The 19,966-nt window shown below is 34.7% G+C and carries 33 protein-coding genes; 9 read left to right on the top strand and 24 right to left on the bottom strand.

The genetic code is table 11. The features are described from left to right. Positions 1-47: 47 nt before the first annotated feature. The 7 genes from EW15_RS11585 to EW15_RS05540 form a co-directional block, all read right to left on the bottom strand. Positions 48-182 (bottom strand): hypothetical protein, encoded by a 135-nt coding sequence (locus tag EW15_RS11585; protein WP_255327207.1) that lies wholly within the window; start codon positions 180-182, stop codon positions 48-50. A gap of 61 nt (positions 183-243) precedes the next feature. After that, positions 244-435, bottom strand: coding sequence for a hypothetical protein (locus tag EW15_RS05565; protein WP_011294591.1), 192 nt, complete (start codon positions 433-435; stop codon positions 244-246). 111 nt (positions 436-546) lie between these two features. Continuing rightward, entirely contained in the window at positions 547-2,001 is a 1,455-nt protein-coding gene (locus EW15_RS05560; RefSeq protein WP_038652959.1) for a glycosyl hydrolase family 57, read from the bottom strand. 199 nt (positions 2,002-2,200) lie between these two features. Further along, positions 2,201-2,761, bottom strand: coding sequence for a CIA30 family protein (locus tag EW15_RS05555; protein WP_038652956.1), 561 nt, complete (start codon positions 2,759-2,761; stop codon positions 2,201-2,203). Positions 2,762-3,285: 524 nt separating this feature from the next. Further along, positions 3,286-3,549: a hypothetical protein gene (locus EW15_RS05550; protein ID WP_038652953.1), complete on the bottom strand. Its 264-nt coding sequence runs from the start codon at positions 3,547-3,549 to the stop codon at positions 3,286-3,288. 42 nt (positions 3,550-3,591) lie between these two features. Then, positions 3,592-5,121 (bottom strand): NAD(P)/FAD-dependent oxidoreductase, encoded by a 1,530-nt coding sequence (locus tag EW15_RS05545; RefSeq protein WP_038652950.1) that lies wholly within the window; start codon positions 5,119-5,121, stop codon positions 3,592-3,594. 95 nt (positions 5,122-5,216) lie between these two features. Beyond that, positions 5,217-5,978, bottom strand: coding sequence for a PAP/fibrillin family protein (locus EW15_RS05540; RefSeq protein WP_038652947.1), 762 nt, complete (start codon positions 5,976-5,978; stop codon positions 5,217-5,219). Positions 5,979-6,514: 536 nt separating this feature from the next. Here EW15_RS05540 and EW15_RS05535 point away from each other — a divergent pair. Beyond that, positions 6,515-7,102, top strand: a complete 588-nt coding sequence (locus EW15_RS05535) for a hypothetical protein (protein ID WP_038652944.1) — start codon at positions 6,515-6,517, stop codon at positions 7,100-7,102. Between the two features lie 74 nt (positions 7,103-7,176). Here EW15_RS05535 and EW15_RS05530 read toward each other — a convergent pair whose 3' ends face one another. Further along, a complete protein-coding gene (locus tag EW15_RS05530) occupies positions 7,177-7,503 on the bottom strand; it encodes a hypothetical protein (RefSeq protein ID WP_011294584.1) in 327 nt (108 codons plus the stop codon). A gap of 172 nt (positions 7,504-7,675) precedes the next feature. Here EW15_RS05530 and EW15_RS05525 point away from each other — a divergent pair, with 172 nt between their 5' ends. After that, positions 7,676-8,263, top strand: a complete 588-nt coding sequence (locus tag EW15_RS05525; RefSeq protein ID WP_011823847.1) for a rhomboid family intramembrane serine protease — start codon at positions 7,676-7,678, stop codon at positions 8,261-8,263. An 87-nt stretch (positions 8,264-8,350) separates the two neighbouring features. On the opposite strand, the gene EW15_RS05520 is transcribed toward EW15_RS05525, so the two are convergent. The 9 genes from EW15_RS05520 to EW15_RS05480 form a co-directional block, all read right to left on the bottom strand. Next, the gene (locus EW15_RS05520) at positions 8,351-8,611 is read right to left on the bottom strand and encodes a hypothetical protein (RefSeq protein WP_011294582.1); all 261 of its coding nucleotides are present in this window, start codon (positions 8,609-8,611) and stop codon (positions 8,351-8,353) included. Between the two features lie 137 nt (positions 8,612-8,748). Further along, positions 8,749-8,952: a hypothetical protein gene (locus EW15_RS05515; RefSeq protein WP_011295106.1), complete on the bottom strand. Its 204-nt coding sequence runs from the start codon at positions 8,950-8,952 to the stop codon at positions 8,749-8,751. Between the two features lie 51 nt (positions 8,953-9,003). Continuing rightward, entirely contained in the window at positions 9,004-9,216 is a 213-nt protein-coding gene (locus EW15_RS05510; protein ID WP_038652941.1) for a hypothetical protein, read from the bottom strand. 59 nt (positions 9,217-9,275) lie between these two features. Next, positions 9,276-9,578 (bottom strand): hypothetical protein, encoded by a 303-nt coding sequence (locus EW15_RS05505; protein WP_036904289.1) that lies wholly within the window; start codon positions 9,576-9,578, stop codon positions 9,276-9,278. Between the two features lie 30 nt (positions 9,579-9,608). Next, positions 9,609-9,800: a hypothetical protein gene (locus EW15_RS05500; RefSeq protein WP_038652938.1), complete on the bottom strand. Its 192-nt coding sequence runs from the start codon at positions 9,798-9,800 to the stop codon at positions 9,609-9,611. 185 nt (positions 9,801-9,985) lie between these two features. After that, complete coding sequence (locus EW15_RS05495) at positions 9,986-10,177, bottom strand: hypothetical protein (RefSeq protein ID WP_036904284.1); 192 nt, start codon at positions 10,175-10,177, stop codon at positions 9,986-9,988. 258 nt (positions 10,178-10,435) lie between these two features. After that, the gene (locus EW15_RS05490) at positions 10,436-10,636 is read right to left on the bottom strand and encodes a hypothetical protein (protein ID WP_011294577.1); all 201 of its coding nucleotides are present in this window, start codon (positions 10,634-10,636) and stop codon (positions 10,436-10,438) included. Between the two features lie 63 nt (positions 10,637-10,699). After that, the gene (locus tag EW15_RS05485; RefSeq protein WP_038652936.1) at positions 10,700-11,617 is read right to left on the bottom strand and encodes an AEC family transporter; all 918 of its coding nucleotides are present in this window, start codon (positions 11,615-11,617) and stop codon (positions 10,700-10,702) included. A 159-nt stretch (positions 11,618-11,776) separates the two neighbouring features. Continuing rightward, entirely contained in the window at positions 11,777-11,998 is a 222-nt protein-coding gene (locus tag EW15_RS05480; RefSeq protein WP_011295049.1) for a hypothetical protein, read from the bottom strand. 104 nt (positions 11,999-12,102) lie between these two features. Between EW15_RS05480 and EW15_RS05475 the strand changes: the two genes are divergently transcribed. Both EW15_RS05475 and EW15_RS05470 read left to right on the top strand, forming a co-directional pair. Further along, complete coding sequence (locus EW15_RS05475; RefSeq protein ID WP_038652932.1) at positions 12,103-12,414, top strand: DUF3764 family protein; 312 nt, start codon at positions 12,103-12,105, stop codon at positions 12,412-12,414. A gap of 749 nt (positions 12,415-13,163) precedes the next feature. After that, positions 13,164-13,361, top strand: a complete 198-nt coding sequence (locus tag EW15_RS05470; protein ID WP_011294574.1) for a hypothetical protein — start codon at positions 13,164-13,166, stop codon at positions 13,359-13,361. 118 nt (positions 13,362-13,479) lie between these two features. Here the strand turns inward: EW15_RS05470 and EW15_RS05465 are convergent, their stop codons facing one another. Then, on the bottom strand, positions 13,480-13,968 hold the full coding sequence (locus tag EW15_RS05465; RefSeq protein WP_038652929.1) for a hypothetical protein: 489 nt from the start codon (positions 13,966-13,968) through the stop codon (positions 13,480-13,482). 384 nt (positions 13,969-14,352) lie between these two features. Here EW15_RS05465 and EW15_RS11170 point away from each other — a divergent pair, with 384 nt between their 5' ends. After that, positions 14,353-14,526, top strand: coding sequence for a hypothetical protein (locus EW15_RS11170; RefSeq protein ID WP_011294572.1), 174 nt, complete (start codon positions 14,353-14,355; stop codon positions 14,524-14,526). 62 nt (positions 14,527-14,588) lie between these two features. Here EW15_RS11170 and EW15_RS05460 read toward each other — a convergent pair whose 3' ends face one another. Together EW15_RS05460 and EW15_RS05455 are read right to left on the bottom strand one after the other, a co-directional pair. Further along, positions 14,589-15,227 carry an SOS response-associated peptidase gene (locus EW15_RS05460; RefSeq protein ID WP_038652926.1) on the bottom strand — a complete coding sequence of 213 codons (639 nt, stop codon included), beginning with the start codon at positions 15,225-15,227 and terminating at the stop codon, positions 14,589-14,591. Positions 15,228-15,283: 56 nt separating this feature from the next. Next, positions 15,284-16,144 carry a PD-(D/E)XK nuclease family protein gene (locus tag EW15_RS05455; RefSeq protein WP_038652923.1) on the bottom strand — a complete coding sequence of 287 codons (861 nt, stop codon included), beginning with the start codon at positions 16,142-16,144 and terminating at the stop codon, positions 15,284-15,286. 746 nt (positions 16,145-16,890) lie between these two features. Here EW15_RS05455 and EW15_RS10495 point away from each other — a divergent pair. Beyond that, the gene (locus EW15_RS10495; protein ID WP_071841050.1) at positions 16,891-17,211 is read left to right on the top strand and encodes a galactose oxidase; all 321 of its coding nucleotides are present in this window, start codon (positions 16,891-16,893) and stop codon (positions 17,209-17,211) included. A gap of 287 nt (positions 17,212-17,498) precedes the next feature. Then, positions 17,499-18,017: a hypothetical protein gene (locus EW15_RS05445; protein WP_011294568.1), complete on the top strand. Its 519-nt coding sequence runs from the start codon at positions 17,499-17,501 to the stop codon at positions 18,015-18,017. A 109-nt stretch (positions 18,018-18,126) separates the two neighbouring features. On the opposite strand, the gene EW15_RS05440 is transcribed toward EW15_RS05445, so the two are convergent. Beyond that, the gene (locus EW15_RS05440; protein ID WP_038652917.1) at positions 18,127-18,423 is read right to left on the bottom strand and encodes a hypothetical protein; all 297 of its coding nucleotides are present in this window, start codon (positions 18,421-18,423) and stop codon (positions 18,127-18,129) included. Between the two features lie 72 nt (positions 18,424-18,495). Next, positions 18,496-18,663, bottom strand: coding sequence for a hypothetical protein (locus tag EW15_RS05435; protein ID WP_225866514.1), 168 nt, complete (start codon positions 18,661-18,663; stop codon positions 18,496-18,498). A 127-nt stretch (positions 18,664-18,790) separates the two neighbouring features. Here EW15_RS05435 and EW15_RS11165 point away from each other — a divergent pair, with 127 nt between their 5' ends. Beyond that, entirely contained in the window at positions 18,791-18,946 is a 156-nt protein-coding gene (locus EW15_RS11165; RefSeq protein WP_181414041.1) for a hypothetical protein, read from the top strand. 20 nt (positions 18,947-18,966) lie between these two features. Here EW15_RS11165 and EW15_RS11160 read toward each other — a convergent pair whose 3' ends face one another. Next, a complete protein-coding gene (locus tag EW15_RS11160) occupies positions 18,967-19,125 on the bottom strand; it encodes a hypothetical protein (protein WP_197049638.1) in 159 nt (52 codons plus the stop codon). A 157-nt stretch (positions 19,126-19,282) separates the two neighbouring features. Here EW15_RS11160 and EW15_RS05425 point away from each other — a divergent pair, with 157 nt between their 5' ends. Then, positions 19,283-19,570 carry a hypothetical protein gene (locus tag EW15_RS05425; RefSeq protein ID WP_081930460.1) on the top strand — a complete coding sequence of 96 codons (288 nt, stop codon included), beginning with the start codon at positions 19,283-19,285 and terminating at the stop codon, positions 19,568-19,570. Between the two features lie 123 nt (positions 19,571-19,693). Here the strand turns inward: EW15_RS05425 and EW15_RS11580 are convergent, their stop codons facing one another. Then, complete coding sequence (locus EW15_RS11580) at positions 19,694-19,828, bottom strand: hypothetical protein (RefSeq protein ID WP_255327206.1); 135 nt, start codon at positions 19,826-19,828, stop codon at positions 19,694-19,696. Positions 19,829-19,966: the final 138 nt, after the last annotated feature.

Genomic DNA, 19,966 nt, shown 5'->3' with positions numbered 1-19,966 from the left:
AAATAATTAGTTGATTTTAAATTAAGATCAGTCCTTCCTTAGTTGCTCTAATAATGAGGGGGCTTAGAAGTCTCTTGAGGGAAATATTCTTCAGATTCATTTTCATATTTATCACCTTTCTTTTGGAAGTATTCCTCTGATGGATCAATACCATCGTTATCTGGATTGAAGTTGTCTTTCATTATTTGAAATTCTTTCTTGGTATAAATGCTCTGGCAAGATTAGTTGATTTTTTAAAGTGCTTTATCCAGCCATCCCATTGCATATAATTCCTGCTTTGGCCATTGAAAGTAAGACAAATTGATGAAAGCTTGGAACAGCTTTGTCTAAGGCGATAAGAAATATAAGCAATGACATTGATGTCATTGAAAGATATTGCATCCAATGAATACCTGCTTTATCAAGTCCATTTTTATCAAAACTTGTACTAGTCATTTCATTAAAGCCTTGATCGGTGACATTAACGCAAAAATTTAATTTATGCTAGTTATTTCTTTTTTTTGATTGATGCCTTTACAAAATAAGTCAACTTTAGTTAGATCAAATTTATATGTTTCTAAGAACCTCTTTACCTTTTTCGAAGATCGTTTTAGCGTAATCAGTCCATTTCCCCTGTCCCCAATAACGAAAGCAGCTAGTTTCTAATAGCAAAAGGTATAGGAGTGCTTTTTGATAGCTATGGTTTTTTGTAAGGGATGGATTCTGAACTACTAAATGGTCAAATGTTTCGTGAAAATATGAACTAAGTTTAGAAATTGGTTCTAAAACATTATTGTATCCATCTTCCCAACTCAAGTCGTTAGTCCAGCTAGCTCCACTCAAAGAAAAAGATGGATCTTCCTCTTTTAATTCTTCAATTGCTTTTTTTAATGTTGTTGGTGTTATTGGTCCGGATATTTTTTCCCATATTTTGTGTTGATCGATTGCTTGTATCAATGGATAAGTATCTTCATCTACATTTAAAGTCTCTAGGTAGTTGAGGTATTCAGATCCATTCATAGCAATTGTTGGACTTATATTTGTTTTTGGGCCAATTCTTTTATACGCCTGAATAAAAGCTTTAGGAAATTCGTTCATCATAACTCCGCCATTTTCTCCATCAGCAATTTGGGAAACCAGCTTAGGAATAACATGTTGACCTAAATTTTGTTTACATAGACCAAGTGCCTCGTAATAAGGCTGCATTTGTCCAACAAGTTTAGTATCTGACCCTTGAGTTTTTATTAGTGAAAGTATAGAGATGGTGTCTCCATTACTTGCTTGAGCTTTGAGCATGTTGGGAATATATTTCTGATCGTCTCTGAGACTTGAGCCATCAGGATTTTGAACGCTGTGTTCTTGAACCATTACCCATCGATATCCGCATTCTTTAAGAGCTTTTATTAATTGAAAGAGAACATCAGGATGGTTTGGAAGATGCATCTCAGGAAGAGAAAATCCACTTACTCGACGTAATGCATCTTCTCCGAACAATGCTGAAAAGTGATGTTGCCAAGCCGTTATCTGTAATTTAAAGTCAGAAGGTGGTGTTGAAGAGGCTACAGCATGACTCCAAAAGGTTCCTAGCCATTCAACATGTGGATAAACTGTCTCATCACAGGTCAATAATTTCAACGAGGATAGAATATCCTCGCGACCCATCTGTTCAAATCCCCATAGAAGATTTCCGGAATAATCAAGCATTATTTTCGGATCATGACCATCTTTTATCAGGCTTGGAATGATTTCAGCTAGACGTTTATAGCATTGAGCAAATGGTTCGGCATTGTGATTATCTCCTTCTGAAGTGTGTTCAAACATATATTGCAAATGTGAAATGAGCTCTCCATTCTCACCTGCTGGGATTGTTGGTTGATGCATATGGAGGGCACATGCAAATCCTGAATTGACTTTCTCGAAATTTAAATTTTCATTGAATTGTCTACTATCTCTATCCCTATTTACTAATTCGTTAATTGCAAATTCATATCCACATATCGATGGTAAGTCTTTATTATTCATATTATTGTTGATATATTTAAGTTTTCCACCCTCCTGAAAGGGAAGTTATATAATTAATCAAATTATAAACAATAAAATATTTTTTTTAGCTTTAATTTGTTTTACTGTTCCTTTTCTTGAGAAATACTTTTAAACGTAAGTTGTCCAGTATGACCTTAGAAATAAGAAATATCTAAGTTTGTAAGCCTTCATGTTATTGCTAATAAACACTAATTGATTGCAATAGAAAACTTATCTTTCCAGGCTTAAAGCCAGGGTTAAGTTCACCTGGTCTACCGAATTTAGAATGTAGTAATTGAAATTGGCTTATAGAGTTTGATTTGAATTCAATTGGTAACGAGATTTTTTTTGCAAGGACAGTTGGTTCAAGACTCTCAAAAGGAACTTTGATAATAGTTGTGCCAAATCTTTTTGTATCTATTTCTGCTACCCATCTGAGCCCACCAGGTGACTTATTTAAGAAAAATTCTTTTAAGCCTAAAATTCCATACTTACAGGAAACCCCAAATTTTAAAGTTCGACCTTTACCTTCAATTTTTAATTCAAAACCTTGATAACGCGATAAATTTAGAGGAGGAGAAAATATTGGAGATTTGCAACTAACAAAACCCCCTTTTTCCTCAACTACAACACCTTCTACGGAGAGGCCTTTTGAGGAGGCTCTACAAACTGCCTTGCTTGAGCCACCCATAATAGTGTCGTTCAATGAAAACCAATCATCAAAGTCACTAGTTGAAACGACTTTTTCTAGCTCAGGCATTTTATCAACAAATTTTTGTAACTCTATAAAATTTTTTTATGAATCATGAGTTCGAAAATGTAGATTTCACCAAATAAAGAAACATATCTTTGAAGTGCTTTCAAATATTTTTAAGGCCCTTTGATACCTTTTTGCTTACCTACTAAGACTAATTGAGGAGTTTCTGATATTTAGTTATTCGCTTGAGTTGGCTTAGAGATTTAGCCAGTGATGGTTAATCATTAAAGAGAAGGCAACTCGGAGAGGATGGATTTATGGAGCATTCAGTGTCCCAAAAGCTGGCTACTTTGCCGCCTTCCAAAAGATTAATCATTGTTTCTAATTCCTTGATTCTTTCATTAGCAATATCAATTTTTCAAGGACATTTGATTAAGTTTCTTTCTTCTTTTGATTTTCCTCGCTACTAATACTATTTAACTACTTAATTGATCCTAAATCTACGATAGAATTACTGATATTTTTGTACCTATTAAAAATTGAATAAATTTTTTCAGGTCAACCCTTCTAATTTGTTTATTTAAAATCTATCTTTGGTTGAAATAGAACGAATTACAAAAATTACCAACATTGTTTGTCTCAGCTTTAAGACCTGTTTTATCAGCAATCACTTTGATCTTTTCGTTTTTTTCCTTTAATGAATAGTCATTCTGATTAAGGTACATTGTGTAGTATTCCCTGCATAAATTTGAAAGCTCTTTCTCTCTGGAAAAGGGGATACGACCTACAGCTATCACAATCAGAGCAAGAGCAATTACTCCTGTAAAAGCTTTATTGAGTGAGTTGGTCATTTGATTTGTATATTCACATTATCTAGTAACCATAGGCGTTTTTTATATGCCTAGCTCTTCAATTAGATCTCTTTGAAATTTGGATCCAAGAATTGTATTGGCGGCCACGGCACCACTGGCTGCTACAGGTGGTATTCCGATCCCTGGGAATGTACTTGAGCCACACAACAATAGATTTTTAATTGGAGTTTTATTTCCTGGAAAAAGCCCTTCTGCAGCTGATAAGGCTGGTCCATAACTTCCATTTTTTGTATTTAAAAAACGTTGATGTGTAAGTGGTGTCCCCAGCATTTTTACTTCGATTCTTTCTTCTATATCAGGTACCAATTTTTTTATTGGTTCCCAGAAGACAGAGCACCGTTTTTCTTTTGTACTTTCATATTCTTTTGTGCCAACTTTAAGGTCTTTCCATCTGTCCCACGGTTCATTCGCAGGTGTATACCCATGAAGTATGTGCTTATTTGGTGGAGACATTGTTGGATCTAATGCCGATGGAATAGAGAGAACTACAACATTTCTCTCGGCTGTAATACCCTTGGACCAATCATTAACCCATATTGAATGAAGTGGAATTTCTTCCAGTCCATCTGCATTAAACCCAAGATGTAGATGAAGAAATGACTTACATTTTGGAGTCCTTGACCTTTTCTCTCTCCACTGTTGGGATATCTCTTTTGGTATTAACTCAACAGTATTCCAAATATCTGCATTGCTAACAATATGATCTGCAAATATTTTCTCACCGTTTTTCAATTCAATTCCGATTGCTTTATTCCTTTTTATTATTATCTGAATAACTTTTGAATTTAGTTGAAGATCCCCTCCAAATGAATAAACCCCATTCAATAGTGCCTTAACGATTGATTCACTTCCTCCCTTTGGATATTCCAAGTAGGCATCGGGTTTAAACCAATCATCAAAAAGTGTTGCCATAGCTGCTGCATTTGTTTCGTCTTTAGATAAACCACTTATTAGAAAACAAAGTAATTCAACCCAATTTCTTAAAAATGGATCTTTAAGATGGTCATCAACTAAATTTCCAAAACCACCTCCAAGATATTTAAAAGATTTCAAGTGTGTGAGAAGTGTTTTACTACGTTTTAAGAGCTGAAAAACGGTTTCCTTGTTTTGACTTAGCGCTATTAAAGGAATTGCATTAGCTGCTGCACCAATAGGTTTAATAACTTGAATAAAATTTTCCCACTCTTTAATGGCATCTTTTCCGCTAATTGAATTGATCTGATCAAGAAAACGTCTATCTCCAACTCCACTTGTGTAGTCACCCTCAGGAATTTGAACATTCCAATCCTGATATTTAAATAAATCAACTTTTTGGTTAAGAGCTTTAAGGACCTGACCTAAAGGATTTGTCGTAGGCCAACTACCTATTCCACTCCAAAGAGATGGACCAGATTCAAATTTATAACCATTTTTCTCAAAACCATGAGCAGCACCTCCTGGCTTTGAGTGAGCTTCAAGAATTAGGACCTTTTTACCTGCTTTTGCAAGTAGTCCGCCGCAACATAAACCTCCAATACCACTTCCAATAACTATTACTTCAGGATTTCTCATTTATTTTTAAATTGAGAGTTTTTTTCTTCTTTAGAGTTTCTACAACAATTTCTTAGTGACTGCTTCAAACAATTGAATATTAAAAAAAATATTGACTAAATTGTTGTTTGTTTAAGAAGAGGTATTGATGGACGTATGTAAACAAACAATGCTCCGTGCATATCTCGGATGATTCTTAAATCCTTGTCCACATAGATCACGCTAATCTCACAATTTGGATTTTCTTTATTCCATGGTAGAAGTTTCCATACGGTCTTAACTGGATACCACCTTTCCATGAGAATGCTATCTAGAAAGGGGATTTTCCCCAGACCATCAACCTCTGACACCTTAGTCTTCTCTAACTCCATAGAAAGTATGTTGTCTTTTAACTGAAGTTTGTTAGCAAGCGTTATGACGCGCCCCCCAAAGGTAGGCAAAAGTTTGAACCAACCAAGGATAGGGATAGTTGTAAGACCAAAGATCGTAGTATCAAAGGTAGAGATCATTTCTCCTTTAGTAAAATTGAGATATTGACCTACTCGGCCTACTGTTGACAAACCAAATGATCCTACTTGTAAAAGATGAAGCTTGAAAAATAAATCGCTTTTTGATTTGTCGTCTAAGGCCTTTTCAATGGCTAAAAAGAATGGAGAGCTTCTAAATAACTCAACTGATGAGTAAATAAGCTCCCATTCACCTTCAATAGAACTCTGAGTTATTTCATCTGACAGTGGCTGTAGATCCTCAACCAGTTTCTTCATCTCTTCTAATTTATTTTGGTACATAGGAGCAATCATCGCGTTCATCCTTTGACCTCTATCTGTTGCTGCTGCGACTTGGTAAATAAGGGCTTTTAAATCCTTCCGGTCTTTCATTTTATTTAATTGGTTAATTCGTTCTCGAACTTCTTGACCTTAACTAAAATTTACGAAAGACTTTGTTTTTATACATAGCTTTAACAAGTAATATTTGTACGTTTCTAATTGATTTGGCTTATAACATTCATATGATTACTACCAAAACCTTACTACTGGCAATATTTGTTCCCTTGGCCTGTCTTAAACTGTTTGGCTTCTATAAAAAAATTCTCAAGGTCTCAGAACCGTCCTTAAAGCAAATTAAAGCAAAATTAGAAAGAACATTTACAATAGATAGCTAAGTTAATTGATCGATTTGTCATAAAGAATAAAGCATTAATACCTTCTTGATAGTCATTTTTGCTTTAAGTGAGACTTTTCTTTCTTTTATTTAAATAAGACTATGACTTGTTTTTTCATCTTACGCCTTATTTTGAACTTTTTTTATAGGAATTAGCAAGATGTGCATGCTATTTACATCTACATGTAAATAGATTGTTCGGTTTCGATACCCACAATGTGCTAGATGTTGTATATAGGTAATTCTTAATTCAATGTCTCAATTAAGTATCAAAGTGAGCGCTAAAGGCGAAGCCATGATCGCTACTCTTCAAAAGGAAATCTTTAACAGAAGAAGAAAAAAAGTAACAGCATCACAAGTTGTTGAAACTCTTGTAGAGAGTGGTGCTAAATCTCAATCGGATAAACGTTACGCAGCTTCTTGGAAAAACTTAATTAAGGATATTGAGAAAGCTGCAAAAGTTTCTGAAGTCCATGGTAATAAGCCTGCCAATGTTAGTGCTGATGAGTGGGCTTTGATTCTTTCTCACCGTACTCGTAAAACTACAAGAGCTAAGAAGGTTTCAGCAAAAACCTCTGCTAAAAAGACAGCTGTCAAAAAGCCGGTAGCTAAAAAAGCAATTGCTAAGAAGGCAGTAAGTAAACCTGCTCCAGCCAAGACTGCTGCTAAAGCAAAAGTTAAGACTTCTAAAGTTAAGACAGCTGTTAAGAATGTAGCTTCTGCTCAGGCAAAAAAGGCAACTTCAAGCGCTAAGTCAGTTTCAAAGGTAACATCTAAGGCTGTAGCAGGAAGACCTGCAAGGCGTGCAAGGAAAGCAAGTTCTAAAGCCGTCAAAGCTTAGTCCAAAAGCCAGATCCGTCAAAGCGGCGTGAAAAGTGCAATGTTTTTCTCTGGCTATTTTAGTAATTATGTTAATTAGTATCCCAAGCCTACATTACCTTTTGTGTAGCCTTGGCAGTAGTACTTGGCATGGTAGTAGTGATTAGTGATATTAGCTTTCTCTCCCTCTAGTCCATCGATTCTTTGCTTCCCTAATTTTAATCCTCTTGCAGCTTCTTCCCCCGTAATCAAATCAGCGCTAAGACGTCCGCAAATATCATTAACTTTGAAGTCTTTCGCTGAAGGACCTCTGACATAGCCAGCAAAAAACGCTAGAAATAATCCAAGGGTTACAAATCTTCGGTGGTTTCTCCACCATTCATAACTATTCAGATTTAGTTTCTTTTTTAATTCGATGTTCATCTATATCTAAAATAGCTTTGTTATACCCTAGGCTTTAGAACCTTATTTATTGATTTAGCTCTTGATAATCAAACATTTTAGCTTAATCACATAGTTAAAGAATTAACCTTTTCCCTTTTGTGTTGATCATATTCTCAAAGTACGATTGGATTAACGGCAACTCTTTTTTCGAATGATTGAGAAAATTTCAAAAGATGATTGGCAATATCTTGTCCCCTTTTTTGCTTGCACTATTTGCTTCATTGCAACAGATTTTTTAGGAATAATTGATAAGACTTACATTGCTTATTGGTCTGGTCGTTTGTTTTATGAGCCATACAGGATGATTACGTCCCATTTTTTTCACGGTGACCTAAATCATTTATTGGCAAATGTCTCTGGAATTATTGTGGCCAGATATTTTCTAAAATCACTAGGCCTTAAAAGTGACTATTTCTTTCTGGCTTTTGTTGCATTGATAATGCCTCTCCAAGCATTTATTTGTTGGTGCCTAGATATTTTAGTTTTAGGTAATCCTATGTCTCTAGCAATTGGCTTCAGTGGTGTTTTATTTGGTATCGACGCTTTTATTTTAATGACAACTATTTATGGAAAGAATAAATTTCTTTCAATCAGTTGCGAATTAAAGAAAGATCCAGGATTACTAAAATCTATTTCTTTACTCACAGGTGTTGGAATTATTTGGTCATTCCTCCCTGGAATTAGTCTATTTGGTCATATGTCTGGACTTTTGGCAGGATTTCTATTGTTTTGGCTCTGAATAATTAATTTTGTGTTATTGCTTGTTCAGAAAAACGTGAATATCTGATTGGTGAAAACTTCTAATTCAGCTTTAATTGAATTGCTCTCACTTCACTTGATAAACTTTTGACCTTCCATTACATTTACGTACAGCCCACTCTGTTGGGGATTTTAAACTTTCTTGTTCTACACAAATAGTTTGATAATTAGCCCATTTAGCTATTGGGCCTAATCTTATTGCAATTAGTGCAAGGCTAAACGCACATAAAAATGCACACAACAGCAAAGCAATTCCAGTAAATAGATCATTAAACTTGAACTTCATTTCAGTTAAATTAAAGTTTTTATTTTTCTGGGTTTCATTCATAGAACTAATTGGTTGAAATAAAATGTCTAAATATTGAAAGATTCATATACTGGTTTCTTTTTTATGGTGGCATAGGGAGTAAAAACTGAATGAATTTTATAGATGTATTTATTGATAGTTAACAGTTGATCGTTCTCTTAGGTTTCTTCATTTGTCTTTTCACCATTAAACATCCTGTTCTCCCCGATCACGATTGTTAACCATCCAAGTGCTAGAAGCCATCCAGCTTGATATTCTCCTTTTAGAAAATCAAATAGCGCTAGAGTACTTGCAGAAATAGCAAGAGTACGTACTGCAAACCTTCCAAAGGTAATTTTCTTTTTTTTAATAGGTTTATCCATATATCCATTTTGCAGGAACTAACTTCTTAAAACAAATTTTGCTCGGATGAGTTATTGAAATTTATTCTTTTGAAAACATCTTGTTAATAGGATTAAATCTATCATTTCTTCCTTGTCATAAGATGATTGATCCTCTTCTCTCACACCGCTTCCCTCTGTTAAACCTTGTAGTTCTAATTTCTTCCTAATCAATTTTTTTCTTTCTTCACTTGAAAGACTCCTAAAACGTTTTTTTCTCTCTTCACGGCTTTCATCATTGTTCATTCGATTCTTTTGATAATAATTTGAGTGATAAAAATGGATTAAAAATTGCTGCTCTTAGTTTAATTCATTAAATAATTGTTATGTAGAAGTGCATCAATGACTTTTGCTCCTCTTGATTTCTTACCTAGAGAGAGTGGATTAGACTTATCTAATATTGAGGCCAAGCATGTGATCCAACTACTACCTTCACATACTTGAGCAACTACGCAAATGTGTTTAGGAGCTTTTTCAGTGCAACCCTGAGTGCGAGAAAATTTAATAGATTCCAGTTGAGAATCAAGTTCTAATTCCAGCAATGATAACTCGTCTTTACTAATAGCTTCACCAAACGCATAGCTTTCGAGCAGAATTTGATAGTTCATTAATTGAAAAGTTGTTATTGATCTTGAAAATTAAGATCGAAAAAGTTTTTCTAAATCTTGCTTGGCTTTCTCTAATTCATTTAGTTTTTTGGAACTTGTTTTTTGCCCCCATTTATCTACTTCTCCAGTTCGACCATTTTTAATGGTCATCCTTATCCACCAAAATTGAAGACTCAAGAAAATTAGTCCAAAAAGAATTAGTTCAATAGTTCCTTGCTTCATCCCCAACTACAATTTTTTATAAATTTAACGTTTTTCTATAGTCAAGTTCATTTGTCATGTTTTTATTACTCATTAGGATCAACTTCAGTGATTCTAATATTTAAACCAACGTAAAGAAGAATACCTCCAATAAGTGGAGTCCAAAGACCCCATTGGTTTAAGTCATGTGATTGTAGAAATTCCATTTATTCTTCATCTCTTCTAATGGTGATTTGATTTGTTTTATATTCTGATATTACTTTATTGGCTATTTCAACAATAAATGAATTTGGACAGTGTAAAGCCTCTTGTAACTCAGCTAATTCATCAAAAATAAATTCTAGACTCCTTGCAATAATAGCTTGGTGTTCTTCTTTTGGTTCCCAATCATTAGCCATTAATTTCCTTAGTCATGGTCTGCTATTACGTTATGCATCTTTGAAATATATTTTCAGTTGGTGTTGTTTGTTCTTTTTTTATGCGGCTTTGACTTATATCCAAGCACTGTCGATCACTTCTAGTTCGTCATTTGTGGAATGCCTTCGTCAGGCACTTTAAATATGAGTTAAACCAAACATGATCCCCTTAGAGATTGCCCATCCAATACCAAGGCATATGACGACTGTAAAAAGTGTTTTTAAGAGGTCCATGTTCTTTTAGTCCCTTCCAAATGCAGTTCTTAAGTCACTTGAAAAATCGAATTGAACCCCATTATTAGATGAACCTAGGTTTTGTATTAACTTTGAACTGGCAAATCTAGATTGAGTTGATGAATAAATTGATTGAGACTTTACTGCTGATGATTTTACTGCCGCTGCTCTTTTTGTTGTTGCCTTTGTTGCTGTAGCTGAGGTCATTAAAAAAAATGTATTTCTTATAACTTAGACCGACTGAGTTAAAAGGCGATAGTTGTTAACTTTTTACAATCTTAAAATCAACAGCCAAGCTGGAATTGATATGAGTGCGATGATCGTACTAAAAACAACAAGAGAGGTTGCTTCCTTTTCATCTCTTGAGGCTGCTTGGGAGATTAATAAGATAGATATTGCTGTTGGCGCAGCTGCTTGCAGTACTAAGGCCTCTCGCATGACGCTGGGTAATCTTATTGCTGAGGAAATGATCAACATAATGACTGGCAATCCAACCAGTTTCATGATTAATGCATTTTTTAGCGATGTTATTTGGTTTTTTATTCTTGAAAGATTGGCTTTCCTTAGCCAACTTAGACGCATTCCAACAATTACCAGTGCTAGAACAATTACAACTCTTGATGGAATCCATAGTAAGTCTGTTATTTGTTCATCCCATGGAGATGAATGAATAATTAACGCGCCAATTAATCCCTTAACAGCAGGACTGCTAAATATTCCTTTTATGAAATTCTTCCAATATCTATTAGAACTTAAAACTTTTGAAGGATCTGTTAACAGTATTGGTCCGAGACTCCAAATCACTAATGTCGCACCGAGGTCAAATCCAATGCTGTAAATCAAAGCATGATCGGGAAGCAGTGCTAGTGAAACTGGTATTCCAAAATACCCTGTATTTCCAAATGCGCTCCCTAATTGAAGCGTTCTGTTTTGTATAAGGTTATTTACACTAGGAAGGCGATTTAATATAGTCATTAAAAAGCCAATAGCTACCAATGCTAATGCAGCAGATTCTATTAAGGGCAATTCTAGTCTAGACTTAAGTAATATCCCCATCAAGCTGATAGGAATTCCATAGCTAATTAGTGGACGAGAAATCGTTAGAGATAAATTTTCTTTAAATCGCCCGAGTAAATAGCCTATTAAAAGACATGGTATTAATTCAGATAAAAGAAGGATTATTTCCAACTGAGTAAAGCGAATAACATTAGTCTTGCTATGAAGTTAATAGTAGTTTTATTGATTTATTTCTTTATTTTAACTTAGGTTTATCTTTGTAAGTACTACCAATGATCTGGATATAAAGGTTTATTCTCTGGTTGAGAATTTTTTAATTTATAAGCTAGCTTATTTCTCCTTGTAAATACTTTTTTCTGAACAGCCTAATGTTTCTCCAAAAAGAATATCTGTGCACATTGCGTTGCATAAAAGATAAACGACCCAACTAGCAACAGGGACTCCAACTAAATAGCTAAATGGGTGTTTTACTTTGATGAACCCAACAATTGCAACGATTAGAACAACAATCAAGTTGATGATTCGTTTGAGGATTTTTCTTGGTATCTGCATTAGCTATTTCTAGCAGAACTTTTGCTTTTATATCTAGTTTTTACCACAACTATTAGTCAGTTTTGTTTTGTTTGGGTATTGTTTACTCATATTAAAAATCATCGATGTCTTCTACTGTCACTTCAGTTTTTACTTTTAAGGTTGAAAGCACCTTTGATGAGTGGGCTGCAATTTTCGACAGCGAAGAAGCTACCAGAAGGCATAGAGAGTTTAATATTCAGCCTTTGTACAGAGGCTGCAGTGATGATGATCCTCAAAAAATCATTGTTATCCATCAGCACCCAGAGGGAAACATTGAGAAATTTGTTGAAGCAAATGGTGACTGGATGGCGAGCCACAGAGTTGATCTATCTACAATGGAGAAGTCTGCTTGGACTTGGACTGACAACAGCAATGTGCAGTTTAAAGCTGCTTAATAAGAATACTTGCCCCGTACTTCAGGTATAACCAGATACTTTTTCCAGACTTTGATTATTATCAACCATTCAAGTCTATTAATAGCTTTAGCTATTTAAATTTCATGATTACCCTTATTGATTAAGCTATACTTAAAAGTAACTTTTTGCTTTTTAAGTAGTGATATTTCTTTTTTAAAAAATTGATGTTGAATTAGATATCTCTATGGGAATAGATATTATTCCAATAAACAAAATTAGAATCGGGAGATTCCACAATATAAGTAGCTGAATAAACTTAAATTTGGTGAATTTAAACATAGTTAGTAATCAGTACGCTTAAGTCCCCATAAATTCCCTTGCTCTGATGCTTTTACAATGGCTTTATAAGTATCTAAAGTCATGAATTTAATTAAACTAAAATAATTTTTCTAAAGTTACCTATTTACTTATTGATTGTATGTAGGGAGAAATACCAAATCTAGTTAGGAAAAATTATTTATGTAATTAGTTTTTCTAATAATTGACTTTTTAGGGCTTCGTTCTTTTTGAGTCTTTTAAAATTAATTTAAAGTATATAAAAAAGTAGTTTAAGTTACATTTTCTTGTACTTATATTCATTAAGAATTTTCTTCGGATATTCATTAAGATCTAATAAATCAAAATCTTTAACTGATTTAGATTCGGTTACCTATGCAAAAATTGTTCGGTAGATTTCTTTCGGCCCCATTTACTTATTTCTAGGATTGTGGCACAGAGTTTAAGGAAAAATGCCTTCAAGACCAATTACGTCCTGCAAACGATATGCAGTTAGCTACCGAGATTTAGCTAATAACAGACATGAGTTAGGATTTTATGCTATCGATGCTTTTGAAGCTAGGCAACTAGCAATTGAGTTCAACAAATTTGTTCGTGAGCATCCAAATTCCATTGATAGGATTTCACTCAGAAATAAAGTCATAGTTTAATGTCGTTACGTTTAACTGACTTTCTTCAAATTGCTAATATTTAGCTAGGGATCTCCCCTTTTTGAAAAATTATTCTGAAAACATATTATTCAATAACCTTGGATAATATGTTTTTTGTTTATTTATCTTGTATCCATAGAGCAAGTCCTCCGCCCTTACCTCTTGCTGACAACCATTTACCTTTTGGATCGATCGCTATTAGTGCGAAAAATGGTCTCTTCTTATGATCCGGTGTCGGTAAAGATCTCTTTAAGATAGTCAATGAAGCTACTTTTATTTGAATGCAATCGAAAGTAAATGGTAATAATGGCTGCTTTCTTTCTAAATTTGCGTACCCACTAAATCTCAGAGTTAGTAATCCAAATCTAATTGCGTTGGCAATAGTAAATTTCTCTTCTTCTGGATTCTGTGTATCCTTCTTCAACTCTAGGCTCGCTGAAAGAACCTGTAGCAAAGTGCTTGAAATTGAGTCTTCTGTATCTGATCCCTGTTTCCATACTGAATTAAATTTCCATAGTCCTAATAGAGAGTCAAATTCAATTCCACTCCCTTCTATTCTTGCGCTCTTTTCTAATTCTTTAAGTTTGTCTAGAGAAGGAAGATCCATTCTTTTTTCGTCCTTTATTTAGATAATCTTAATCAGATATCCGACGTCGAGTGGTTTTAGCCTTTATTATTTATTCAGCCATGAGAAGTTTTGAGTTAATACGTTGATTAATTGTACATTTTTTATTCATGTGTTTCCTTTCAATATTTAATTTTCATTATGTATTTTGTGAGACTTTTAAATTTTCAGGTCATAATTAGAAATCATTAAAAGATTGAGTCCTTAGTTTTGGTTAAAGAATTTAAACCAAGTACATCACTCATAACAGTTGGACTAAATTTATTTATGCTTATTTTTTTGCTTTTAGCTATTTAAGTCAGAATACTTATGATATGGACGGTGCTTATTCTTTTTGCTTTAATGGAGTGTTAATTAACTTCCCAAATGACTACTTTTAGAGAACGAATTAATTCACATCTCCCGATAGTTCTTCAATTGTTAAGCACTGCATCCTTGGTTGTGATCGCGTTGTCTGCTATTTGTGGATCTCAATCATTGAAGAGATTGTCTTCTGCCCATGAAATGCCTAGTTCGGCTGAAGTCCATCACGATCACTGATTTAGTGATTCTTGTACAACTGTCTCTAGGGCTTAGATAAGCCCTTTCTTTTTGTCTTTATTTCATAGGAACGACAATTGATTGGCATTAGGTTTGTTTATTGGCTCGGCTTCCCATTCTTCTGGGTCCCATTTAGTCATTAGTGGTTTTAAAGCTTTCAGGTCTTGAGCGTTTTTCACTGAAGCTATCCATTCTTCTTCAAGTCCATTTGGAATAATTACTGGCATACGGTTATGAAATTGTTTTACTAAATCATTTGGTTCGGTTGTTAGAACACAACAACTCTCTAGTTCACTTCCTTCTTGAGACATCCATCTATTCCAAAGTCCAGCCAACCAAAAAGTTTGAGAATCTTTTCTACGTATTAGGTGACCTTTTTCTAAAAATCCGCTTGCTGGTATTAAACATCTCTTATGCTTCCAACTAGCACGAAAAAGTTTCTTTTCTTCGACACTTTCGGATCTAGCATTAAATGGTTTTGGTCTTGTGTTGTCGAAAGGGTCTTTACTCCACTCAGAAATAAATCCCCAAAGCATTATTGATGTTTGTGTCTTGCCTTCATTTTTTAGAACAAGAATTGGAGACCCTGGCTTGATTAATACTTGTGGTTCATATTTTTGGCTCAACCCTCTTGGCATATCTTTTTTTAAAAGATCAGGAAGATTTATAAAATCGTTTATTAGTTGGTATCTTCCGCACATACCATTAATTCTTTAGAGGCTTTATGGTCAGAATCATTTTTAAATTATTAGCGTTCTTAGAATAATGGCAAGGTTCCTTGAGTAATTTCTTTTTGACTTGTATTTCCTGAAAATATTATTTTCGAATATTGATCTGCGTAGGCGCAGTTCTTGCAGGAATGATTTGATTCTGGAACCTCTAGCTGATTCATTAGTGCCACCATTTCATCTAGTCGACTCTCTATCCAATCATTGCTCCATTTGTAGGGAACAAGATATTCATCAAAACGCATGGTCTTATTAAATTCATCTTCATCCCTTTTTGCATTGCAAACAAGAAAATAGGACGTTGGATGAACACTAAAACCCATTCCCGAGAGCAAGTAAGCATAAAAATCCATTTGAATTTTATAGGCCTCGTGAAATGGATCATCTAAATAATCTTTCTTGTCAACTCGTCCGTTTTTAGCTTGAGATTTGTAATCCACAATTATTAGTTGCTCTGTAATAGTGTCTTGCCAAATATCGTCTACACCACCAGTTAAAATTATTCCTGTATCCTTGTAACGATACATTAATCCTCGATTAAGAGAGTTTCTCCAGTTATCTATTTCAGGATGATCAAATGGAACAACATGAGATAGTCCATTAGATTCAAATATTCTGTGTGGAATCTGTTTCTGTCTGCAATAGTCAAATTCTTTTTTGAGTAATAGGTCAGTGGTTTCATTGAGAGTCCAACCTGGTGTCCCTGGAGGATCGAGACCTCTTACCCGATCGAGATAAAAACACCTTTGACAAGTGAGGAAATTAGAGAACCGACCTCTGCTGATTTTGAAATCTTCTTTTTGATTTGGCTCATAGAGAGAAGACTTACGGCTTCGAAGGCCTGTTGCTTCAATTGGTACTTTTTTGCTATTCCTTTTGAGATCAATCATGTGGTGTGGATTTCAACTGTATTTATTTGATAGATTCCATTTTTATGAGTGCAATTGTCTTTCTCCTTTCCGTTCGGAGATTTAGAACCTTTTTACTCAATTGAGAGGGGGTTTTCAATTAATCGTTTTTAAACCTTTATAAGCTACTTTTTCTTAATATCTTGGTATGGACTGCTTTTCTTGAAGACAAATTCAGTCAAACAATAAAAGTTTTCCACAGCTCCTATGACCTTAATAATAATCAAATCGGTCTAGATAAGCTTTTCCAATAAAAAAGACCCTAGGTATGGTGTCCTTCGGGCCTGGGTGATGGGGATACTATTTCTAACCCTATTTCTTTGATAAATCAACCCCCCCCTACTGATGGTGTTCATTTAAGTCTGAGGTGAAAGATATGGTGCTTTAATGTTGCCTAATCTGATTGATTTGATTATTATTTTTGGGAGCTGGGTGATGGGGATCTTTCAGCCGATAATAAAAAAGCCCTCATAAGATGAGGGCTTTTTTATTGGTTTTTTCTTGACCGGACTTATCCGTTTATATTTTTTAATTACCCTTTATCTCTTTGTAATAAGTGTCGAGTTCTAACCTTTGATCTGCTTAATTCCTGTTATTGGAGAATACATTTTCTAGATGTTTTGAAATAGTTGACTTGACAATACCTATTTTTCTTTGCTAGTACATGTGTACTGCTAAAGGTAAATGACTCCATCTGCTTCCCCATATGCTGTTTTTAAGGCTGAGGAATGGGTATCTGCCGTAGCGCAACCTATTGGTATTGGACAATGTCTACGACTCACTCCGAAGAAGCTCACACCGATCAAATCTTCGATCAAGAAGAAGAGTGGCAATTCCTTGAGAAAGGGATTCTCGAAAAAACATGTTCAGCTCGCGTTTGCATGACATGTCAACATTTCAATTATTCCAGCGACAAACATTGCAGAACAATTCTTTCCTGTCATGTTCATCGTCGTTTAATTCCACATGGAGATCATTTGATCTCACGTTGTCATCTCTGGATTCGGCAACGAGAGAGAGAGATTGGTTGGTGTCCAGAGGTGGCCTAAGCCTCTGACTTGATTAATTTGCTTGTATGAGTTTCATACGATTTTTCATCAGGTTATGACCCTTATTGGCTGACAGTTTCTTGTATTTGTTTAGGGCTTCCTCTCACCCACTGGATATGATTTTCTTCTCAATGTCGAGAAATTTTCGAGTAATTATAATTGGTATAAACGTGTCACTTTAAGTTGATTTTGTTAGATATATGAAACATTAGTAGTCGATTAACCATTGACTATTGAATTTAATACCCTATATGTGATAGATGTATTAAGAAAGTAATTATTGAGTTATATCTCAGTTATCCATCAAAGTTAGTGCTAAAGGTGATGCCTTGATCGCTACCTTGCAAAAGGAGATCTTTAACAGACGTCGTAAAAAGGTCACTGCTTCTCAAGTCGTTGAAACCCTTGTTGAAAGCGGAGCAAAATCTCAGTCTGATAAACGATACGCGGCTTCTTGGAAAAACCTAATTAAAGATATCGAAAAAGCAGCAAAAGTTTCTGAGGTTCATGGAAATAAGCCAGCAAATATTAGTGCTGATGAATGGGCTTTAATTCTTTCTCATCGAACACGTAAAGGAGCTGCTCCAAAAGCTACTGCAGCAAAAAAATCAGTTGCTAAAAAGGCAACAGCAAAGAAGGCAGTAGCTAAAAAGGCCACAGCAAAGAAGGCAGTAGCTAAAAAGCCTGTAGCTAAAAAGGCTGCAGCCAAAGCTAAAGTCGAGGTTTCTGCGGTCGTCAAGCCAAGTGCTGGTAGGCCTGCTAGGCGTGCACGCAAAGCCAGAAAAGCACCTGAAGCTGCTAAATAAAACTTCACCAGACCGTCTAGGCGGCATGAGAGGTTCAATGCCTCTCACTGGCTTTTCATAGTTATTTAAAATATTTGTCCTAATTTGTCTTTTAAGGTACGCCTTTTATTTAATCAGTAACTATTAACCCTGCATTGCATAAAGCGTTGAATACTTTTGTTTTACGCTCCATGCGTTTTTTTGTTGGCTGAAGCATATCGAGTATGGATGCAATACAACTTATTTCATATGAACCCTGGGAAAGGAGAGCTGCATCACATATTTCATTATTGGCAATAGCAGGTTTGATTCCTGTGAATTTCAATTTCTGAATTGAGGCTTTTAAAACTTGTTCGAGATATGATAGTTGTTCATTATTCAATGTCTTTCTGTCTACATAATCCATTAAAACCAAAGAGGGTGTCACTAAGAAATTAATAAATTTATATTTTAGCTTTTATGTACTACTAATTATCGTTTCTTTGGATTTTTCTATCTTTTAGGTGTCTTCCTTTTTCATATCAGCTTTATATGCATTGAGAGCCTCTTTAATCCTTCCTGGAGCAAAAGGATTTTTACCTTTTGCTTCCTTCTTAGCTTCTTGCCATGCGTTATCGATTTCTTTCTTTGCTATTGGATCATTGTTGAAATTTGTGTATAGCTTCATCAGATACCAAGTGCTTAAAACTAATAGTCCTAGACCTAATAAATACATGAGACTGTCTCGATAATTACGACAATCTAACCAATTGAATGGAATTTGCGTCTATAAATAAAAAAAATACGTACTCGCCATGCCACTTATCGTAGATCCCTCTAAAGATACGAGTAATGGAGTTGGTAAGACTTTTAGGACAATCAATATCACACTTGCCATTGCTCTTCCTTTGTCAGCGATTTTGGTAACTATCTTTTGGGGGTTAAGACATGGTTTCAGTAGTTTCATTTAATTTCATTAGCGTCATTGTTTTTATCCAAATAAAGCTTTGATCAGCTGAATAAATAATTTGATACCCCAAAATAAGACGCCTCCGTAAATAAATCCTGCCAGACCAGACGCCCAGTCATTGAAGAATTTCCATGAAATGATGATCACAATGATTCCTAGTAAGAGCAAATATGTAGCCATTATTTTTGTTGTTTCTTTTGAAAGTCGTCTTTGGGGTACGTTTAGTGATCGGTATACCTAACCTTTCAGTAGTAGCAACCGATGTGAGTGATAGTTACCGAATAATTTTCTTCGGTTCACCTCATTCCAAACTAAATTAATTTAAGACAGAGTAGTTATGTACTCCGAAAGAAAAGTTATGTACACTTCACTCTTCGACACTTTTTTCTCTGATTCTTTAATAGCTCCTGCCAGAACTGTTTATGTGGTTTCTGATAGCCAGCTTGAAGAGCTAAAGCGTAATCAACGTCAAGAGGAACTCGATAACATCGAGGCCTCTAGGAAGAGATTAGAAGAGAGTTATCAAGCACGTATTAAAGTTCTTGATGAACGTCAAAACGAACTAAAAGAGGAGCTAAATGCGTTGTCTCCCACAAAGGTTAAGGCTGCTCTTAATAAGAAGTAGCTGATAGTTGGTCTGATGAATGTTTCGTTATCTCCTCCACTGAACAGTGGAGGAATTTTTTTTGGACTTAATGTTCAAATCTTTTTCTCAAAATTTTTGGCAATCTAAATTTATAAAAGATTTTTAATTGTCTTGATTTTCTTTTTGGCTTTCTTTAAGTGCATTATTACCTTCTTTAAGGGTTGTTCTGACCCACCAAACAGAAATTCCTGTTATGAGGATGCCTAATGTCATTATTGATATTATTGTCGAAGTCATTAATTTGACTCTTTAATTGATTTGGTTGTTTTTCTTTTTGCAGCAGTTCATCAGTTTTCAATAATTGAATTTTTTTCTTAACAACATAACAAATGGTGCCTTTATATAAAATTGTAAGAAAGATAAGGATAAATTCCC

The sequence above is a fragment of the Prochlorococcus sp. MIT 0801 genome, from assembly GCF_000757865.1.
Lineage (GTDB): Bacteria > Cyanobacteriota > Cyanobacteriia > PCC-6307 > Cyanobiaceae > Prochlorococcus_B.
Note: the sequence above shows the minus strand (reverse complement) of the source record. Positions and strands in the feature narration are given on the sequence as shown.

Bases quoted from the DNA above. Each gene is read 5' to 3' on its own strand.
- EW15_RS05480 (WP_011295049.1), bottom strand. From the start codon at position 11,998: ATGCAGATACCAAGAAAAATCCTCAAACGAATCATCAACTTGATTGTT.
- EW15_RS05560 (WP_038652959.1), bottom strand. From the start codon at position 2,001: ATGAATAATAAAGACTTACCATCGATATGTGGATATGAATTTGCAATT.
- EW15_RS05530 (WP_011294584.1), bottom strand. From the start codon at position 7,503: ATGAACATCGAATTAAAAAAGAAACTAAATCTGAATAGTTATGAATGG.
- EW15_RS05555 (WP_038652956.1), bottom strand. From the start codon at position 2,761: ATGCCTGAGCTAGAAAAAGTCGTTTCAACTAGTGACTTTGATGATTGG.
- EW15_RS05545 (WP_038652950.1), bottom strand. From the start codon at position 5,121: ATGAGAAATCCTGAAGTAATAGTTATTGGAAGTGGTATTGGAGGTTTA.
- EW15_RS11160 (WP_197049638.1), bottom strand. From the start codon at position 19,125: ATGGCTACATATTTGCTCTTACTAGGAATCATTGTGATCATCATTTCA.
- EW15_RS05455 (WP_038652923.1), bottom strand. From the start codon at position 16,144: ATGATTGATCTCAAAAGGAATAGCAAAAAAGTACCAATTGAAGCAACA.
- EW15_RS05475 (WP_038652932.1), top strand. From the start codon at position 12,103: ATGTCTTCTACTGTCACTTCAGTTTTTACTTTTAAGGTTGAAAGCACC.
- EW15_RS05525 (WP_011823847.1), top strand. From the start codon at position 7,676: ATGATTGAGAAAATTTCAAAAGATGATTGGCAATATCTTGTCCCCTTT.
- EW15_RS05490 (WP_011294577.1), bottom strand. From the start codon at position 10,636: ATGACCTCAGCTACAGCAACAAAGGCAACAACAAAAAGAGCAGCGGCA.
- EW15_RS11165 (WP_181414041.1), top strand. From the start codon at position 18,791: ATGCCACTTATCGTAGATCCCTCTAAAGATACGAGTAATGGAGTTGGT.
- EW15_RS11585 (WP_255327207.1), bottom strand. From the start codon at position 182: ATGAAAGACAACTTCAATCCAGATAACGATGGTATTGATCCATCAGAG.
- EW15_RS05500 (WP_038652938.1), bottom strand. From the start codon at position 9,800: ATGAAGCAAGGAACTATTGAACTAATTCTTTTTGGACTAATTTTCTTG.
- EW15_RS05470 (WP_011294574.1), top strand. From the start codon at position 13,164: ATGCCTTCAAGACCAATTACGTCCTGCAAACGATATGCAGTTAGCTAC.
- EW15_RS05510 (WP_038652941.1), bottom strand. From the start codon at position 9,216: ATGAACAATGATGAAAGCCGTGAAGAGAGAAAAAAACGTTTTAGGAGT.
- EW15_RS05535 (WP_038652944.1), top strand. From the start codon at position 6,515: ATGTCTCAATTAAGTATCAAAGTGAGCGCTAAAGGCGAAGCCATGATC.
- EW15_RS05565 (WP_011294591.1), bottom strand. From the start codon at position 435: ATGACTAGTACAAGTTTTGATAAAAATGGACTTGATAAAGCAGGTATT.
- EW15_RS05425 (WP_081930460.1), top strand. From the start codon at position 19,283: ATGTACTCCGAAAGAAAAGTTATGTACACTTCACTCTTCGACACTTTT.
- EW15_RS05495 (WP_036904284.1), bottom strand. From the start codon at position 10,177: ATGGCTAATGATTGGGAACCAAAAGAAGAACACCAAGCTATTATTGCA.
- EW15_RS05515 (WP_011295106.1), bottom strand. From the start codon at position 8,952: ATGGATAAACCTATTAAAAAAAAGAAAATTACCTTTGGAAGGTTTGCA.
- EW15_RS05435 (WP_225866514.1), bottom strand. From the start codon at position 18,663: ATGAAGCTATACACAAATTTCAACAATGATCCAATAGCAAAGAAAGAA.
- EW15_RS05540 (WP_038652947.1), bottom strand. From the start codon at position 5,978: ATGAAAGACCGGAAGGATTTAAAAGCCCTTATTTACCAAGTCGCAGCA.
- EW15_RS05550 (WP_038652953.1), bottom strand. From the start codon at position 3,549: ATGACCAACTCACTCAATAAAGCTTTTACAGGAGTAATTGCTCTTGCT.
- EW15_RS05460 (WP_038652926.1), bottom strand. From the start codon at position 15,227: ATGTGCGGAAGATACCAACTAATAAACGATTTTATAAATCTTCCTGAT.
- EW15_RS11580 (WP_255327206.1), bottom strand. From the start codon at position 19,828: ATGACTTCGACAATAATATCAATAATGACATTAGGCATCCTCATAACA.
- EW15_RS05465 (WP_038652929.1), bottom strand. From the start codon at position 13,968: ATGGATCTTCCTTCTCTAGACAAACTTAAAGAATTAGAAAAGAGCGCA.
- EW15_RS05505 (WP_036904289.1), bottom strand. From the start codon at position 9,578: ATGAACTATCAAATTCTGCTCGAAAGCTATGCGTTTGGTGAAGCTATT.
- EW15_RS10495 (WP_071841050.1), top strand. From the start codon at position 16,891: ATGGGTATCTGCCGTAGCGCAACCTATTGGTATTGGACAATGTCTACG.
- EW15_RS05520 (WP_011294582.1), bottom strand. From the start codon at position 8,611: ATGAATGAAACCCAGAAAAATAAAAACTTTAATTTAACTGAAATGAAG.
- EW15_RS11170 (WP_011294572.1), top strand. From the start codon at position 14,353: ATGACTACTTTTAGAGAACGAATTAATTCACATCTCCCGATAGTTCTT.